The organism is Roseateles oligotrophus (assembly GCF_025717515.1).
Taxonomy (GTDB): Bacteria; Pseudomonadota; Gammaproteobacteria; order Burkholderiales; family Burkholderiaceae_C; genus Paucibacter_A; species Paucibacter_A oligotrophus.
Genome location: NZ_JAJIRN010000001.1, coordinates 381,197 through 398,722, shown reverse-complemented (window position 1 = coordinate 398,722; position 17,526 = coordinate 381,197). Strand labels below are relative to the sequence as shown.

At 62.4% G+C, this 17,526-nt stretch carries 13 protein-coding genes; 4 read left to right on the top strand and 9 right to left on the bottom strand.

All coding sequences use genetic code 11. From position 1 onward, the window contains the following. Positions 1 to 83: 83 nt before the first annotated feature. The 9 genes from LNV07_RS01875 to LNV07_RS01835 form a co-directional block, all read right to left on the bottom strand. Positions 84 to 713: a TorD/DmsD family molecular chaperone gene (locus LNV07_RS01875; RefSeq protein ID WP_263569461.1), complete on the bottom strand. Its 630-nt coding sequence runs from the start codon at positions 711 to 713 to the stop codon at positions 84 to 86. After that, on the bottom strand, positions 710 to 2,818 hold the full coding sequence (locus LNV07_RS01870; protein ID WP_263569748.1) for a 4Fe-4S binding protein: 2,109 nt from the start codon (positions 2,816 to 2,818) through the stop codon (positions 710 to 712). The genes LNV07_RS01875 and LNV07_RS01870 overlap by 4 nt, the downstream gene beginning before the upstream one ends. Beyond that, positions 2,775 to 3,329, bottom strand: a complete 555-nt coding sequence (locus LNV07_RS01865; protein ID WP_263569460.1) for a DUF3306 domain-containing protein — start codon at positions 3,327 to 3,329, stop codon at positions 2,775 to 2,777. The genes LNV07_RS01870 and LNV07_RS01865 overlap by 44 nt, the downstream gene beginning before the upstream one ends. Then, on the bottom strand, positions 3,329 to 3,850 hold the full coding sequence (locus LNV07_RS01860) for a DUF3305 domain-containing protein (RefSeq protein WP_263569459.1): 522 nt from the start codon (positions 3,848 to 3,850) through the stop codon (positions 3,329 to 3,331). Before LNV07_RS01860 ends, LNV07_RS01865 begins: the two co-directional genes overlap by 1 nt. Before the next feature lie 73 nt (positions 3,851 to 3,923). Then, positions 3,924 to 5,018: an iron-sulfur cluster carrier protein ApbC gene (gene apbC / locus LNV07_RS01855; RefSeq protein WP_263569458.1), complete on the bottom strand. Its 1,095-nt coding sequence runs from the start codon at positions 5,016 to 5,018 to the stop codon at positions 3,924 to 3,926. 90 nt (positions 5,019 to 5,108) lie between these two features. Then, a complete protein-coding gene (locus LNV07_RS01850) occupies positions 5,109 to 7,568 on the bottom strand; it encodes a serine/threonine protein kinase (RefSeq protein WP_263569457.1) in 2,460 nt (819 codons plus the stop codon). A gap of 59 nt (positions 7,569 to 7,627) precedes the next feature. Next, positions 7,628 to 9,502 carry a serine/threonine protein kinase gene (locus LNV07_RS01845; RefSeq protein WP_263569456.1) on the bottom strand — a complete coding sequence of 625 codons (1,875 nt, stop codon included), beginning with the start codon at positions 9,500 to 9,502 and terminating at the stop codon, positions 7,628 to 7,630. A 133-nt stretch (positions 9,503 to 9,635) separates the two neighbouring features. Further along, positions 9,636 to 13,643, bottom strand: a complete 4,008-nt coding sequence (hrpA, locus tag LNV07_RS01840; protein WP_397545512.1) for an ATP-dependent RNA helicase HrpA — start codon at positions 13,641 to 13,643, stop codon at positions 9,636 to 9,638. Next, positions 13,558 to 13,944: a VOC family protein gene (locus LNV07_RS01835; RefSeq protein WP_263569455.1), complete on the bottom strand. Its 387-nt coding sequence runs from the start codon at positions 13,942 to 13,944 to the stop codon at positions 13,558 to 13,560. Before LNV07_RS01835 ends, hrpA begins: the two co-directional genes overlap by 86 nt. Before the next feature lie 107 nt (positions 13,945 to 14,051). On the opposite strand from LNV07_RS01835, the gene argA reads away from it, so the two are divergent. From argA to LNV07_RS01815, 4 genes are all read left to right on the top strand, one after another. Then, positions 14,052 to 15,392 carry an amino-acid N-acetyltransferase gene (gene argA, locus LNV07_RS01830; protein WP_263569454.1) on the top strand — a complete coding sequence of 447 codons (1,341 nt, stop codon included), beginning with the start codon at positions 14,052 to 14,054 and terminating at the stop codon, positions 15,390 to 15,392. Positions 15,393 to 15,460: 68 nt separating this feature from the next. Then, complete coding sequence (locus LNV07_RS01825; protein ID WP_263569453.1) at positions 15,461 to 15,733, top strand: oxidative damage protection protein; 273 nt, start codon at positions 15,461 to 15,463, stop codon at positions 15,731 to 15,733. A 200-nt stretch (positions 15,734 to 15,933) separates the two neighbouring features. Further along, positions 15,934 to 16,980 carry an extracellular solute-binding protein gene (locus LNV07_RS01820; protein WP_263569452.1) on the top strand — a complete coding sequence of 349 codons (1,047 nt, stop codon included), beginning with the start codon at positions 15,934 to 15,936 and terminating at the stop codon, positions 16,978 to 16,980. 176 nt (positions 16,981 to 17,156) lie between these two features. Further along, positions 17,157 to 17,453 carry an H-NS histone family protein gene (locus LNV07_RS01815; RefSeq protein WP_263569451.1) on the top strand — a complete coding sequence of 99 codons (297 nt, stop codon included), beginning with the start codon at positions 17,157 to 17,159 and terminating at the stop codon, positions 17,451 to 17,453. Positions 17,454 to 17,526: the final 73 nt, after the last annotated feature.

The following is a 17,526-nucleotide window of genomic DNA, read 5'->3' as shown; positions in this document are numbered from 1 at the left end:
TTGGGCGCTTGATGCATCGGGCTACACCCATGCAGCGCACATCAATTGCTGAAATTCCTAACCGTCAGGATCCTGCAAGGCTTTCAGGTCTCGACCAGATCAAAGCCCTGTGCTTCAACCGCAAAGAAGTCCCGTGCAAAGTCGGCCAACGCGCGATAGAAATCCGCCTGCATCTGCGCGCCTATGGCCTCGCACAGCCCGTCGGCCCAAACGCGCAAATAGGTGTTGAAAAAGCGCTGCTGCGTAGCCAGATTGCTGACGCCCAGATCCTCGCCTGCGATCAGGTAACGCATCACTTCGCAGAGGCCGGCGATATGGTCCTCGGTTTCCAACACGCCCGGCGGCCGCTCCAGCCCAAGCGCCTCCAGCGCCTGACGCAGCTCCACCAAAGGCTGCTGATTCAGCGCGCCGGCCAAGTACCAAGAAGAAAACAGGCAAACCGCCGGCTTGCCGACGCCGCCAAACAGGGCCACATACTCGGCCTCGATCTCGGGGAGCTCCAGGCGCCTCGAGGCGCCCACCAATTCGCCCCAACTGCCCTCCAAAAACGCGCCGGCCCTCGGCGCCTGGGTGACCGCTACCCGCAGCTGCTCGAACAAACCCTGGGACGGTGGCGCGAAAAAGAGTTCGGCCAGCAGGCCGTAAACCTCGGCCCGCGCCAGCTCCTCGCCGCTGTCCTGGCTCTGAAATACGACGGATGCGCTGCTGTTCATATCTGATCAATCCTGACTTCATTCGGGTTGCTGTGCATGGCAATGACGCGGCAGTCGCCGCACATCTGCAGGCGCTCTCGCGCAGCACCTTGAAACATCGGGTGCGCGCCCAGCTTGGCGAGCATCAGCTCGATCGCCTTCGGCGTCGCAAAGGGTTTGGCACAGCGGACACAGCAAAAGGGCTCGACCTCGTTCAAGACCCGCATTTGCTTGCGCACGCGCCCACCATCGGCCAGCAGCAGCCGGGGCTGCAGGGTGATGGCGCTTTCCGGGCAGGTGCTCGCGCACAGGCCGCATTGCACGCAGTTCTTCTCGATGAAGCGCAGCTGCAGCTTGTCCGGGTTATCGGCCAGGGCACCCGCCGGGCAGGCGCTGACGCAGCTCAAACACATGCTGCAGCGATCCGGATCGACCTGCAACGTCCCGAAGGGGCTGGCCAGCGCCGGCAAGGCAATCTCGTCGGGCACGGCTTGGGCCTGGCCCATCAGATGCTCCAGGCACAACTCCAGCGTGGCGCGCTTGTCCGCCAGCACATGGTAGCCGGCGGCTTGCTGAACGCAGTCGGCCGGCGGCACTCGCAGCGCCCTATCCAATGCTGCCACATCCGACGCCTCAATCAGGGTCAGGTGTTGCCCCTTGAAGCCCAATCCACTCAGGATTGCCTGCGCCCCAGCCATTTGAGCCCGCACGGCGGCACGGTAATCGGGCGCTTCTTCCTCCGTCATCAAGACCCAGACCTGCGAGGCGCCATACGCGATGGCTGATAGCCAGAGTTCCATCCCCATCGAAGCGGTATGCCAGGCATCCAGCGGCAAGACCCGCGCCGGCACACCATGCACACCCGCCTGCGTACGGGCCGCGCGGCCAAGCTCGCCGATCAAGCGAACACCACCGGTCTGGCTGTGAATCAACAAGGCCGCGTCCTTGCCACCGGCGCGGGCATAGGTGCTCAGCAAGCTTCGTATGCGTTGGCCCTGGGCGTCAGGGCCGGGCGTCGCATAACTCAAGGCACCGCTGGGGCAGACGGTGGTGCAAGCACCGCAGCCCACGCACAGATGCGGCTCGACGATGATGCCGGCCAAGTTGGCCCCGCCGGCCTTGCCTTTTCTGGAAGCGTCGCTGCGGATCGCCTGCGCCGAGCACACATCGATGCAGGCCGTGCAGCCGATCTGTTCATTGCGGCTGTGCGCGCAGAGCTTTTGCTTGTAATTGAAAAACTTGGGCTTCTCGAATTCACCGACCGCCTCGCGCAGTTGCAAGACGGCGGCCATCAGCTGCGCATCATCCCGCGCATGGAAATAGCCCTGCGGCGGCTGGTGCAGGGCGATCAAAGGCTGCGTACTCAGGTCCAGCACCAAGTCAAAGGTTTCTCGCAGGGTTTGCGCCTGACGATCGAAATCAATCGCCCCGGCGGCCGCGCAAACCTTGACGCATTCGCGGTGGCTGCTGCATTTGCTCAAGTCAATCTGGTAGCTGAAATCGATCGCCGCTTCGGGGCAAGCCTCGACGCAGGCATTGCAGCGGGTACACAGGTCCAGGTCAATCGGATTGTTTTGCGTCCATTTCACTTCAAACGCGCCCAGCCAGCCGCTGATCTGAACCTCTTCGCCGGCATACACCGGCAGCGCACGGGTCTGCGGCAAAGCGCCCTGCCCGGGCTGTATCAACAAGCTCAGGTCCAGCTTGTCGGCCAGCAGCTCGGCGGCGCGGCCTGCGCGCTCAGCATCGCCAATGATGAGCGCGCGGCCCTGGGAGCGGTAGCTGACCGTGGGCACCGGCGCCGCGTCGGGCAGCTGCGCCAGCGCCAGCATTGCGGCGATCTTTGGCGTGGCTTGGTCACCATCCTTGGACCAGCCGCCCGTCTCGCGAATATTGACGAAGCGAATCGGTCGCTCGCCGAGGGGCAGCGCACCCTCGGTCTGCTCGCTCAGCTGCAAGAACAGCCGACTTTCTTGAGTGCAGGCGACCAGCAAATCGTCGCCGGACTTGGCGGCGCGCTGAAACGAGCCGGCTTCGCGCCGGCACAACAAGGTATGAACCGTCTCAAGACCCGCGCCGGCCTCAGGCCCCAGCGCTGCCTTCAGTGCCGGGCCGTTCAGCGGCATCGTCTTGTTGCAATCGCAAATCAGCGTGGTCGTCGTCATGGGTCAGGCTCGGGGTTTCGGTGACAGCCAGGGCTGCGGGGGTCGGGTCTTGCGCGACTTTGGCGTCGTCAAGTTCAAACAGGCCCAAGGCCTTGGACTGGTTCAACTGCCGCAACATGCTCAGCGGTATCGGATCGGCCTGGCTGTAATCGTCAATATAGGTATCCAGCCCATCCATCAAATTGAAGTGAGGGTCGGAGAAGAATAGTTTTTTCATCGCCGCACGCTGCACACCGGCATCGACACCCTGACTCATGAAACGGGCGTAGTCGCTGCCCGGCGTCAGCAGTTCAACGTCGGCATAGCCGGGCACAGGCTCAGGGCTGACTTCTACAACCGCAGTTGCTTGAGGTTCCGGCGCAATCACCGGCGGCACAGCCGCTTGGGCGCGGGCCTCGGCCTTGCGCCGACCCCAGCGCGCCAGGAAACCGGCCGGCTCGTCCGCCGAGGCGTCCTTGTCCTTGGCCGCCATCAGCGCCTCTGCTCGGGTGGCAAGAAGGACTGCGGGCGGCGGCGCTCCTTCTTCACTTCCGGCCGGTAATGCGCATCGACATAGGCCTGCAACCAGGCCGCCAGATCGGCCGGCAGCGGCACGTTATCGACACGCTCCTGCGCATCCAGCCAGCGCCCGGCCTCGGTATAGCTCAAGCTGACCCGCTCGGCCCAGGCCAGCGACGGGTCTTCATCATCACTGCGCCAGACCACAAACCAGACCGGCGCACCCGAGTTCAGATTGAGGTGATAACCCTCGGCCTCATCGGCAAACAATTCCAGCTCGAAGCCGGGGAATAGCTTGCTCTGCCGCCGACCGTCGTCACGCAGCACACGCGGCTGAGCGCCGAATGCCGGTTCATCGGCAACCACATCGGCCAACGAAAATCGCCAGGCTTCCCATTGATTCGGGTTTGCCTCCCGCTCCATCACCACGGCCACGCGGACCGAGGGCCGAGCCTTGGGTCGATCAAGCAGAGAGTTTGTATCTACCAAATTCATGCGCGCCAGTCTAGAGCAAGGCGGCGCAGACTTGGCTACGGTTTTCCCTGGCGCGGCGTTCAGCGGCAGCCGCTCAAGTTCCCTTGGAGATAGAGATGGTCGGGAACTTGGCCGAATAGTCCTTGGACTGCGCGCTAATCTTGACCGCCACCTTGCGCGCCAAGGCCTTGTAGAGGCCGGCAATTTCGCCGTCAGGGTCGGCCACCACGGTCGGCTGGCCGGCATCGGCCTGCACGCGGATCGACATCGCCAGCGGCAATCCGCCCAAATAGTCGATGCCATATTGCTGTGCCATCTTTTGCCCGCCGTCGGCGCCGAAGATGTGCTCGGCATGGCCACAGTTGGTGCAGATGTGAACGGCCATGTTCTCGACCAAACCCAGAATCGGCACGCCGACCTTTTCGAACATCTTCAGACCCTTCTTGGCGTCGATCAGCGCGATATCTTGCGGTGTGGTCACGATCACCGCACCGGTCACCGGCACCCGCTGCGACAGCGTCAGCTGGATATCGCCGGTGCCGGGCGGCATGTCGACGATCAGATAGTCCAGCTCTTGCCAACGCGTCTGGCGCAGCAATTGCTCCAGCGCTTGCGTCGCCATCGGGCCGCGCCAGATCATTGCCTGGTCTTCCTCGACCAGGAAGCCGATCGACATGATCTGCAGACCATAGGCCTCCATCGGCTCCATCAGCTTGCCATCTTCGCTCTCGGGCCGGCCGCTAACACCCAACATGGTCGGCTGGCTGGGGCCGTAAATATCGGCGTCCAAGATGCCGACGCGCGCACCCTCGGCCGCCAGCGCCAGCGCCAGATTCGCGGCGGTGGTGCTCTTGCCCACGCCGCCCTTGCCCGAGGCCACGGCGATGATGTTCTTCACGCCCGGCAGTAATTGCACGCCGCGCTGCACCGCGTGGGCCGCTATTTTGCTGTGGATCTGCACGCTGACATTGGCCACGCCCTCAACCGTACGGGCAGCCGCCACCAGTTGGCGCCGCAACTCAGGGAACTGACTGGCGCCTGGATAGCCCAGCTCGACCTCGAAGGAGACATCGGCGCCGTCCAGGCGCAGATTTTTCAGCTGCTTGGCGCTGACAAAGTCTTGGCCGGTATTGGGGTCGACAACGGTTTGCAGGGCTTGCAGCAGCGTGGATTCTTGTGGCTTGGACATATCGGCGGTCGGTTAATGGGCGCTGGCCCACCGGGCCTGGCTCGGCCGGCAGTCTAGCCCAGACCCCAAAGCCCTTGCTGGAGCCGCCGTTCAGCTGACCTGCTTGAACGCCATCACCGCTTGATTGCGCAGCGTGCGCAGCAATTGCAGCTCTTTTTCACCCAGGTCGATGCCACCGGCCTTGGCCTTGTCGGCATAGATCAGCGCAAATGGCGCGCCCTTCAGCGTCATCGGGAGCAACAAAAAGCTCGGCGCACGCACCGCCCCCCGGTACCAGACCGGCAAGCGCTCGGCAATCTTGGAAACGGTGGCGTCGGCAATCAGGGTGTCGGCACCCTTGTGGCAGACCGCGGCGAACAGATCGGCATTGCCGCCGTCGGCCAGTCGCAGCGGCACCCTGAACGCGGGCACGATGGACTCGACCCCCTCGCCAAGGCCGAAGCGGCCGGTCAAGGTTTCGGTCTTGGCATCACGCAGGCAGAACACTACCCGGCTAAAACCCAGCGCCCGGAAGATGGTCTCCAGAATCATCCTCAGAACCTCATTGAGCTTGAAATTCTCGACCATCACATTGGTGATGTCTTGAATCCCGGCTGCCATCATTTCGACCGCCTGCTCACGGGTCACCTGCTGCTGACTCAGGCTTTGTGTAGGCTCCAGAATCTGTGTAGCCTGCAGCTGATGGGCGGCCAGCGAATCATCGGCGGTCGGGGTCAGCGGCGCCAGCAAGCGACGGGCATGGGAGTTCTTGGGCAGCTGTATGCCCATCGCATCGGCCACCTGCGCCAGGCGCTGGCGGGCCTGATCGGCGGCCACATCAAAGGTCTCGGCCGTAACGCCAAGCACGCGCGCGTAGCGTTGCGCCATCGCATGCACACGCGCATGCGCCTCGGCCGGATCGGTATGCAAAATCACATCGGCCACATCATTGGCCGCATGCGCGAGCCAGCGCTGGCGTTCGTCCGTATGTTCGATCCGGCGCGTTGGCGGGTCGCCGTCGGGGCGCCGCATACTGTGCTGCAAGGATTCCGGCAAGCCCCATTGGCGAGCCACACCGAGGCCCAGTTGCTCGTAGCTCATGCCCAGCACCTCGGTCGACGCGGCCGCCTCGCTGAGCGGCGCGACAGCATGGCCGGTCGCCTGGCTAACCCGCTCGGTTCGCGTGATGCGGCGGATTTGCTGCGCTTCTTCGGGGAAATAGAACTCGCTCAGCGAGCGGCCCAGGTTGTGCAACATCGCGCATAAAAAAGCTTCCTCGGCCTCACGCGGGTTCAGACACAACTCACGCGCCAAGGAGGCAGCCATCAGCGAGCGCAAAAATTCCTCGCGCAACTGCTGGGCGTGCGCCTTGTTCTCCATCCGCTCCAGCAAAATCAGCGACAAGGCCAGATTGCGAATGCCCGAGAAGCCCACCAGCGCGACCGCTCTTGAAACGGTGCTGATGCTGCCGCCGCCGGCATGACTGAACTGCACGGTATTGACCAGGCGCAGCAGCTTATGCGTCAGCGCCACATCCTTGAGGATCTCGTTCGATAAGCTGGCCAGGCTGCCGTTCTCGGATGCGGTCAAGCGCTGAATGCGGCCAATCGCGTCCGACATCGCCGGGAAGTCACTCTTGTGGCGCATGCGGCGCAGCAAAAACTCCAGCGCCGCGCCCCCCTCCACCTCTGGGACCGCGACCTGGGCCGGATGCAGCCATTCGGTCAGGGCATCGTGCATCGCCTGCGCCGTTGGCCAGCGCTCGGCGGGCTTGCGCGCCAGCCCGCGCAGCACGATCGCCCGCAAGGCGTCATCGACATCCAGCCCCAAATCGGACGGCAGGGTCAGGTCTTGCTCCATCACTCGGCGCACCGAGACCCAAGGGTCGGGGTCGTAGTTGAGGCGCTGGCCACTGAGCATTTCGCCCAGCATCACCGCGGCCGCGAACACGTCCATCTGAGCACTAGGCGGCTCGCCTCGCGCCGCCTCCGGAGAGATATAGCCGGGTGTGCCGACCACGCGCTGCGGCGGCACCGACTCGACCCCGGGCGCTGCGGCCGACAAGCGCGCCGCAATGCCAAAGTCCATCACGCGCGCGCGCCCTTTGGCGTCGATCAAGATATTGCTGGGCTTCAGGTCGCGGTGCACCACGCCGGCCGCATGGGCGGCTTGCAGGCCATCCAGCAAACCGACAAACAGTTCAACCGCGGCGCGCACACCGAACTGGGCATTACGCCCCCCGCGCAGGCGATCCGCCAAGGTGCCGCCGGGCACATATTCAAACACCAGATAGGACTGCCCGGCCTGGCTATCGGCCTCAAACACCGGCACGATATTAGGATGCGTCAGTCGGCTGACCGCCCGCGCCTCGTGCAGCCACTCATCGACGCTGAGCGGGTCGGTGCCGGGCCGCAAGACCTTGAGCGCAACATTCCGGTCCAGCCTAGGGTCATGGGCCAGCCAGACGGTTGCTTGCGCGCCCTCGCCCAGGCTCTTGAGCAAATGGAAACGCCCCAAAGCCGGTAGACCAGGGGCGGCAGAGGAGTAAGTCAACGAGTCGTCGGGATTCATCACAAGAACGTTTTATCCTGACTTTTAGAAAGTGGCTGGAGACCTATCGAACCTCGGCATCAATGCGGCGAACCACCGTTGTGCCCACCATCGCTTGCCGACTTGGCAGCCAAGCGGGCGCGCAGGCTCGAGGGCTTGGGGGCATCCCCATCAAGCGCCATAAAGTTGGATCGACCATGATCGACAGGCGCAGCAGCCTCCGGGTTCAAGGCCTGTTGAATATCCTTCAGACCCAGGCCCAGGGTGCGGGCATAGCGCTTGGTCGCGACTTCGACACCGGCGGCCCGCTTGGCCTCCGGCAACATCAGGGCATCGACCAATTCGTTGGCCAGGCTGCAGGTCAGGCGCAGCACTTCGTTGTCGTTTTCCTTGGCGTGCCCACTGGCTCGCAAGGCGGCCGTCGGCGACTGACGCCGCATCATGTGCAGCAACTCGTCGCCCAGGCTCCAATGTTTGGCCACCGCCGTACCAAGAGAATCAAGATCACAACCCATGACGGCAAAGGCGGCCGCTTGCTCACTCATGCTGGCGGGATGCGGCTGATCGGCGGTCGGCTCCGGCGGCTGCATCAATTGCCGAATCTGTTGCGCGTCATCAGGGAAGTGGTACTGCAAGAGCAATCGACCCAAGTTCTGCATCACGGTGATCAGGTAAACCACCTCGGCGTCATAACCTGCCGGACGCAGCGCCTGGGCGATCTGCCCGGCCCGGTGGACGCGCTTCATCAAGCTTTGCAGCATCCCCGCTTGCATTTCGTTGAGCGGCCCCGGCCAGGGCTTGAGCGCTCGCGCCGCCTGGCTCACCCCCTCCAGGCCCAGCATCGCGATCGCGCGCTGCATGTTCAGGACCGTCCCGTCAACCGCCGCACCGCTTTGCTTCAAAGCGTTATTGACCCGCCTCAAAAGTTCCAAGGCCAAGGCCATGTCCTGCATCACCAAGGTGGCCAACGCACTGGTGTGCTGCCTGTCCATCGACGAGGATTGGCCCACCCTTTGCAAGGCCGACGAAGTGCTTGGAAGGTGCCCAATGCGCTGCAGCTTGTCGATCAACAGCGCGATTGGCCCTTCTTCATCATGACCGGCCGAGGTGCGCCAGCCATCCAAGGCGCGCAGGAAGCTGCGGGCGATGTGATAGCGCTGGCGCTCTTGGCGGTCGGTGGCGCGATTGCAAATGGCACGCAAAGGCTCCGGGATCGGATGCGGCGTCTCCCAGCCCATCCGCACCAACTCATGGCCGGTCGGCTGCATCAACTGCACCACCGCCTGCAAGTCGGGTTGATCCAACACGGGGCGCCCACTCAAGACGCGGTGCAGCATCAAGCCAACGCACAAAATATCTTCGGCGGCCGATTCACGCACCGCTCGCCGGCTGACCGAGTTGTAATCGGCATTGGCAGGAAATATCTCCTGCGCCGCCTCCAGCCCCAAGACGCGCACCTGGTTGGTGGGGCTGATGATCAGCGTCGCACATTGCACATCGCGATGCGCATGGCCGGCCTCATGGGCAAAGGCCAAACCCTCCAGATATTGGCAAACCCAGTCGGCGGCCTCCAGAGGCAGGGGCGTGGCCTGGCGCGCCAGACGCTCATCCAAGGTCTCGCCCAAGGCCCGGTCATAGGCCATATATGGCCATTTCTCGACCTGGCCAACCTCGACCACATGGGCCAAATTGGGGTGCACAACGCGCGCGCCGGCGGTGGCGGTCTTGATCCAATGCTCGGTGGCGCTGGCGCTGTTCGGGGCTACCCTTGGCATGCACAGCATCAACTCCTGGTCAAGCTTCGCATCAAAAACCAGCCAAAGCATGCTGCGCGTGCTTTTGTTGAGCAACTGGCGTAGCTCAAAACGGCCGAAGCGGCGCATCGGCGCGGCGGGCTTGGTCGCTGCGGCCGTCGCGGCTGCAGCGTTGGCTGAGTTGGGTTTGGAGTCGGGCACGAGGGAAGGCTGGCGGGAAAAAACCAGAGTTAGGCCAGAGAATCTGCTTAAGCCCTATTTAACCCAATCCTGGGCCTTCTTGATAGGCCGAGCTGAACAACATTCGCATCGCTATTCCCAAATCAATGCGCCCTCACTGCCCCATTTGCGCCCAAACCTTTTCCAAGCGCTTGACGCTGACCGGCTGCGGCGTGCGCAGCTCCTGCGCAAACAGGCTGACCCGCAGCTCCTCCAATTGCCAGCGGAAGTCGGTCATGCGCGGGTCGGGCGAGCCCTTCATCTCGACCACCCGACGCAGATAGCGCTGCTCCAAGGGGCGCAGCTCGCTGAGCAGCTTGGCGTCGCGGGCCGGGTCGGCTCGCAGCTTCTCCAGCCGGCCGCTGATGGCCTTCAGGTAACGCGGTAGATGCTGCAACTGCGCCCAGGGCGTGCTGGCGACAAACTGCTTGGGCATCAGACGCTGCAACTGCGCGGTGATGTCCTCGGCCGCTTCCTTGGGCGCACGCGCATCCTTCAACTTACGCATGGCAGCGGCATATTCCAGCAGCACGACGCCGGCCTGACGTGCTACTTCCTGCGCGATCAGATTCAAGCGGGAGCGCCCTTCTTCGATGCGCCGCTTGAAACTGAATTCGTCGGTCGGCAGCGGCTCGGCCAGAAAGGCCCGGTCCAGCGCCACGCCGATGATCTGATCGCGCAGCTCTTCGGCCGTGCCCAAGCTCATGAACAGCACCGACATCTTCTGCAGGTCGGGGATGTTCTTTTCCAGGAACTTCAGCGGCTCTTTCAGCTGCAAGGCGAGCAGGCGGCGCAGACCCAGGCGGTGGCGGGCCGCCGCGACATCGGGCTCGTCAAAAACCTCGATCTCGACATGCGTGCCACGGTCCAGCAGCGCCGGGAAGCCGATCAGCGTCTGTGCGCCGCGTGACACCTCCATCAACTCCGGCAACTCGCCGAAGGTCCAGGCCGTGTAAGTTTTGCTGACTTCGCGTGCCGATTTGGGCGCCACCTTGACCTCGGCACGGATGCCGCCGGCCTTGACCGGCGCAGGCTCGGCGACGGCAGGCGCAGAGGCTGGCAAACGCAGCGCCGCCAGCGCCTGAAACGCCGACCGCGCCTGCCCGCCCAACTCGGCCTTCAGCGCCGCCAGATTGCGGCCGATGCCGAGCTGCCGGCCATGCTCGTCGATGACGCGGAAGTTCATGAACAGATGCGGCTGCAACTGCTCCAGCTTGAAGTCATTGCGCTGGATCGCCAGTTGCGTGCGCTCCTTGACGGCCTTCAGCAAGACCTCGATCAAAGCGCCCTGCCCAAACGGGTTGGCGGCAATGAATTCGGCCACAAAGTCGGGCAGCGGCACCAAGCGCGAGCGCGGGCGCTGATGCAAGCTCTTCAGCAAAACCAAGACCTTGGCCGCCAACATGCCCGGCACCAGCCATTCGCAGCGCTCCTCGCTGACCTGGTTCAAGGCATAGATCGGCACATCGACCGTCAGGCCGTCGCGCGCATCACCGGGTTCGTGCAAGTAACTCGCCAGGCAATCGACACCGCCCATGCGAATCGTCTTCGGAAACGCATTGCTGGTGATGCCGGCCGCCTCGTGCCTCATCAGCTCGTCGCGGCTCAGCTGCAGCAGTTTGGGCTCGGCCTTGGACGCATGGCGATACCAGCGCTCCAGCGTCGCGCCGGAGCAGACCTCGGCCGGCAAATGCTCGTCGTAATAGGCGTAGATCAGCTCATCGTCGACCAGCACATCCTGGCGGCGCGACTTGTGTTCCAACTCCTCGACCTGGGCGATTTGGCGCTTGTTGTGCGCAAGAAACGGCAGCCTGGATTCCCACTCGCCGTTGACCAAGGCCTCGCGAATAAAAATCGCCCGCGCGGCCGCTGCATCCACATTGCCAAAGTTCACGCGCCGGTTGGCGTAGATGACGATGCCGTACAGCGTCGCTCGCTCCAAGGCGATCACCTCGGCCGCCTTCTTCTCCCAATGCGGCTCCAGCAACTGGGTCTTGATCAGGTGGCCGGCGATGCCCGGCAACCATTGCGGCTCGATCGCGGCGATGCCGCGACCGAACAGCCGCGTGGTGTCGACCAACTCGGCGGTGACGATCCAGCGGCCCGGCTTCTTGCTCAGATGCGCGCCGGGGTGGCGCCAGAACTTGATGCCGCGAGCGCCCAGATACCACTCGTCCTCGTCGCTCTTGAGCCCCAGATTGCCGAGCAAGCCGGCCAGCATCGACAAATGCACCTGCTCATAGGTGGCCGGCGCGGTGTTCATGCGCCAACCATGTTCGGCGACGACGGTGTGCAGCTGCGAATAGACATCGCGCCACTCACGCACACGGCGCGGGCTGACGAAGTTTTCGCGCAGCAGCGCCTCGTAGCGGCGGTGGCTGAGCTTGTGCTCGCCCGCCCCGCCCTTGCTCTCCTCCAGCCATTTCCACAGCTTCAGATAGCCCAAAAATTCGGACTTGTCGTCATCGAACTTCTTGTGGCGCTCGTCCGCCGCTTGTTGCTGCTCCATCGGCCGGTCGCGCACATCCTGGCCGGACAAGGCGCTGGCGATGATCAAAATCTCGGCCAAGGCTTCGCGACTGCGCGCCTCCAGAATCATCCGGCCGACGCGCGGGTCGAGCGGCAGCTTGCCCAGCTCTTTGCCCATGCGAGTCAGCTCATTGGCGTCGTCAACCGCACCTAACTCGTTGAGCAACTGGTAGCCGTCGGCGATCGCCTTGCGCGGGGGCGGCTCGATGAAGGGGAAGTCATCGACCTGGCCCAGGCCCAAGGTCTTCATGCGCAGAATCACCCCGGCCAGCGAGCTGCGCAGAATTTCGGGGTCGGTGAAGCGCGGCCTTGCGAGGTAGTCTTTCTCGTCGTACAGCCGGATGCAAATGCCATTGGCGACCCGACCGCAACGGCCGGCGCGCTGATTGGCCGAGGACTGGCTGACCGGCTCGATTTGAAGTTGCTCGACCTTGTTGCGGTAGCTGTAGCGCTTGACGCGGGCGATACCGGGGTCGATCACATAACGTATGCCCGGCACGGTCAGCGAGGTCTCGGCCACATTGGTCGCCAAGACGATGCGGCGCTGACCATGCGGCTCGAAAACCTTGTCTTGTTCCTGTTGAGACAAGCGCGCAAACAGTGGCAAGACCTCGACACCGGGCGGATGGTGTTTGCGCAGCGCCTCGGCCGCCTCGCGGATCTCGCGCTCACCGGGCAGGAAGATCAAGACATCGCCGCCACCCTCGCGCCAGAGTTCATCCACCGCATCGCAGATCGCGTTATTGAGGTCGTACTCGCGTGACTCCTCAAACGGACGGTAGCGCTGCTCGACCGGGAACAGCCGGCCGGACACCGTCAACACCGGCGCGGGACCCTTGGCGGACTCGAAATGCTTGGCGAAGCGGTCGGCGTCGATCGTGGCCGAGGTGACGATCACCTTCAGATCGGGTCGTTTTTTCAGCACCTCGCGCAGGTAGCCGAGCAGGAAGTCGATGTTCAGCGAGCGCTCATGCGCCTCGTCGATGATCAAGGTGTCGTAAGCGCGCAGCAGCGGGTCGGTCTGCGTTTCGGCCAGCAAAATGCCGTCCGTCATCAGCTTGACCGAGGCGCCCGGCGACAGCCGGTCCTGGAAGCGCACCTTGAAACCGACCACCTCGCCCAGCGGCGTCTTGAGCTCCTCGGCGATGCGCTTGGCCACGCTGCTGGCGGCAATCCGGCGCGGCTGGGTGTGGCCGATCAGCTTGCCGGTGTTGGCACGGCCCCGCCCCAGAGCCAGCGCGATCTTGGGCAGCTGCGTGGTCTTGCCGGAACCGGTCTCACCGCAAACGATGATGACCTGATGCTCTTGCAGCGCCTGCGCAATATCCTCGCGCCGGCTCGACACCGGCAGCGATTCGGGAAAAGTGATGGGCGGCAGCGGATTGGCCGGCGGGCCTGGGCGGCGGGCCGCGGGCGCCTTGGCCGATGAAGGCAAGGCAGGCGCGGCGGCTTTTGTGGGGGGGCTAGTTTCTTTCACGAGGCGCGGATTATCCGTGCCCAGGAAAGATTCAGGTTTTTGGCGCGTAAGCAATGATGTTGATGGCCGCGCCTTGCGGGTCGCGGATGCAGGCCATGCGGCCCACCGTCGGCACATCCATGGCCGGCATCAGCACGGCGCCGCCGAGTTCGCAACACTTGGCGACCGTCTCGTCGACATTGTTGACGGTGACATAGCAACTCCAGTACGGCGGCATCTTCACGCTGGGGTCGGGGTAGGCCATCATGCCGGCCATCGGCGTGCCATCGACCTTGATCACATGGTAGGGGCCGGTCGGCACTTCAATTTTCTCGACCACCCAACCGAACAGCGAGCCATAGAACTCCGCCGCCTTGGCCGGCTCGGCCGTCATCAGCTCCGACCAACTGAAGGCACCATGGGTTTTGTAAGCATCCATTTCTTATCTCCTTGAGTTTAAAAGGCAGGGCAATCGTCTGGTCAGATGGGCGCCGCTTCAATCCCCAGAATCACAGGCGGCCCACGGCCTGCGGCACAATTGAGGCCATGAGTCTTGTATTTCCCCACACCTTTGTGCCCTGGTTCCGTTCGGTCGCGCCCTATATCCACGCCTATCGGGGTGAAACCTTTGTCGTCGGCATGCCGGGCGAGCTGGTTGCCGCCGGGAAATTGAACGCCTTTGTGCAGGATTTATCCATCTTGCACGCGATGGGCATCAAGATCGTTTTGGTTCATGGTTTTCGGCCCCAGGTCAACGAGCAACTCGCCGCCAAAGGCCAAACGCCGCAGTACAGCCACGGCCAGCGCGTCACCGATGCGCTGGCCCTCGACTGCGCGCAAGAAGCCGCCGGCCAGTTGCGCTTCGAGATCGAAGCGTCCTTCTCCCAGGGCCTGCCCAATACGCCGATGGCCAACGCCACGGTGCGGGTGGTGTCGGGCAACTTTTTGACCGCGCGCCCGGTCGGCATCGTCGACGGGGTTGATTTTCAGCACAGCGGCGTGGTCCGCAAGGTGGACGCCGCCGCGATTCAGCGTGCCATCGACAGCGGCGCGGTGGTTTTGCTGTCGCCGTTTGGCTTCTCGCCAACCGGCGAGGCCTTCAATCTGAATATGGAGGATGTGGCGACCAGCGCGGCGATCGCGCTGCAAGCCGACAAACTGCTGTTCGTTTGCGAGATCGACGGCGTGCATGAGCAGCCCGGTGACAGCAGCAGCGCGGTCGACACCGAACTGGCCTTGGCCGATGCGGTGCGCCTGCTGGCCAGCCTGCCCGCGCCGACCGAGCCGACCGATGTGGCCTTTTATTTGCGCCATTGCGTGCGGGCCTGCCAGGCCGGCGTCGAGCGCTCGCACATCGTGCCCTTCGCGGTGGACGGGGCGCTGCTGCAAGAGGTCTACACCCACGATGGCATCGGCACCATGGTGGTCGACGAGAAGCTGGAAAGCCTGCGCGAAGCCGGCTCCGACGACATCGGCGGCATCATCGCGCTGATCGAACCGCTGGAGCGCGACGGCACCCTGGTCAAGCGCGACCGCACCGAAATCGAGCGCGATATTGACCTCTACACCGTCATCGAGCATGACGGTGTGATCTTCGGCTGCGCGGCGCTCTACCCCTATGTGGAAGCGCGCACCGGCGAGATGGCGGCTTTGACGGTGTCGCCGGCTGTGCAAGGCCAGGGCGACGGTGACCGCATTCTGAAGCGGGTCGAGCAGCAAGCCAAGTCGCAGGGCTTGGCCAGCATCTTTGTGCTGACCACGCGCACCATGCATTGGTTCATCAAGCGCGGCTTCCAACCGGTCGACCCGGAATGGCTGCCCGAAGAGCGCAAGCGCAAATACAACTGGGACCGGCGCTCGCAGGTCTTGGTCAAGAAACTCAGCTGAATTCAAACCCCAAAGGCCAGGCACATCGTGCCGCCTTGTTTTTCCAATTAACCAATCTAAGAGGTTTTATGGCTCGCACCGTGCAATGTATTTACATGAAAAAAGAAGGCGAAGGCATGGACTTCTCGCCCTACCCAGGGGAATTGGGCAAGCGCATTTACCAGAACGTCTGCAAAGAAGGTTGGGCGGCCTGGATGAAGCATCAGACCATGTTGGTGAATGAAAACCGGCTGAACCTCGCCGACCTGCGCGCCCGCCAATATCTCGCCAGGCAGATGGAGCAATTCTTCTTCGGCGATGGCGCCGAAGCGGTGGCGGGATACGTCCCGCCAACGGCCTGAGCGGAGCTCGGGCCAAGAATTGCGGGGCGGGATCATTTGCGCATCGCGCAAGTGAGACCGCAGCAACAGTTGTTCTTCGGCGACGGCGTTTGAGCGGTGGCAGCCATGTCCCGCCAACGGCCTGAGCAGACGCAATGACAAACAGGAATCATTCTTGTTAAGATGGACTCCAGATCAACATTTATCTGATTTGGAGTTCTATGCAATTCGCCCCCCTCGCAAAATCTCTGCTACTTATTGGCCTGCTCGCTGGTATTTCTGTCGCGGCACAGGCGCAAGAGCAGGTGCTGAATCTATATTCGGCTCGCCACTATCAGACCGACGAGGCGCTCTACGCCAATTTCACTAAAACCACCGGCATTCGCATCAATCGGGTAGATACCGATGATGCTGGGCTATTGGCCAGATTGAAGAGCGAAGGGGCAGCCAGTCCGGCCGACGTCATTTTGCTGGTGGATGCCGCGCGACTCTGGCAGGCCGAAGAAGACGGCCTTTTCCAGCCCTTCAAGTCCAATCGCTTGGATGAGCGCATACCTGCCCAATTACGTGCCAAAGCGACCGATAAAGGAACGACTTGGTTTGGCCTCTCAACGCGGGCACGCGTCATCGTCTACAACAAACAAAACGTGAATAAAGAAGACGTTTTGAACTATCAAGACCTCGGTAATTCAAAGATCAAAGGCAAACTTTGCACCCGCTCGGGCTCCCATCCATACAACCTTTCTTTGTTCGGAGCGGTTTATGAGCATTTGGGCGCCGTCGAAACCGAAAACTGGCTCAAAGGCATGGTGGCAAATATGGCCCGGCCGCCCAAAGGTGGAGACACCGATCAGATCAAGGCGGTTGCCAGCGGCGAATGCGGCGTGGCGATTACCAATAGTTACTATCTGGCTCGGATGATGCGCTCCGACAAGCCGGAAGATCGTGCGGCGATGGAAAAGATTGGCACAGTGTTCCCCAATCAGCAAGGCTGGGGCACCCACATCAATATCGCAGGCGGTGCGATTGCCAAATATGCAAAAAACCGCGACAGCGCCATCAAGTTTCTAGAGTATTTGAGCGGCGACGAGGCGCAAGCCTACTTTGCCAACGGCAACAATGAATGGCCCGCCGTGCCGGGCTTGCGCATCAGCAACCCCGCGCTTGAGTCAATGGGAAAATTCAAGACTGAAACTATCCCGGTAGCGGTGATTGGCAGCCATCTACCCAAGATCCAACAGATGCTGGACCGCGTCGGCTATAAGTGAGCGAATGGCTCGGTCAATACCCTGAAAATTGACCGGGTCTATCGGACGAGTTTCGCCCGATACGTTGGTTCTGCCAAACAAGTGCAATTAGCTATTTTGATTTTCATTCCTGCTGTGTTTATAATTAACTCGTTCGCAGTTGGCTGAACTCTAAAACTTCGCGAGGATTTGCACTAATGGCATCGCTAAAAGAACTTCTGGCCCAACGGGCTGCACTTGACGAACAAATTTCGAGCACCAAAGATCGCGAGCGGGCCGATGCGATCGCCAAGGTTAAGTCCTTGATGGATGACTACGGCTTGACCGTGGCAGACCTGAATAGCCGCACGACCAAAGCAGCCAAGACTTCCAAAGTTGCCGCCAAGTATCGCAACCAAGCCACCGGGGAAACTTGGAGCGGCCGGGGTTTGCAGCCAAAATGGCTGAAGGCGGCCATTAATGGCGGAGCAAGCCTTGCAGATTTTCACGTTTGAGCAAGTAACTGCATCGGTTTGATAGACCGGTACCGATTGGAAAAGCCACCTTTTTGGGTGGCTTTTTTCTTGG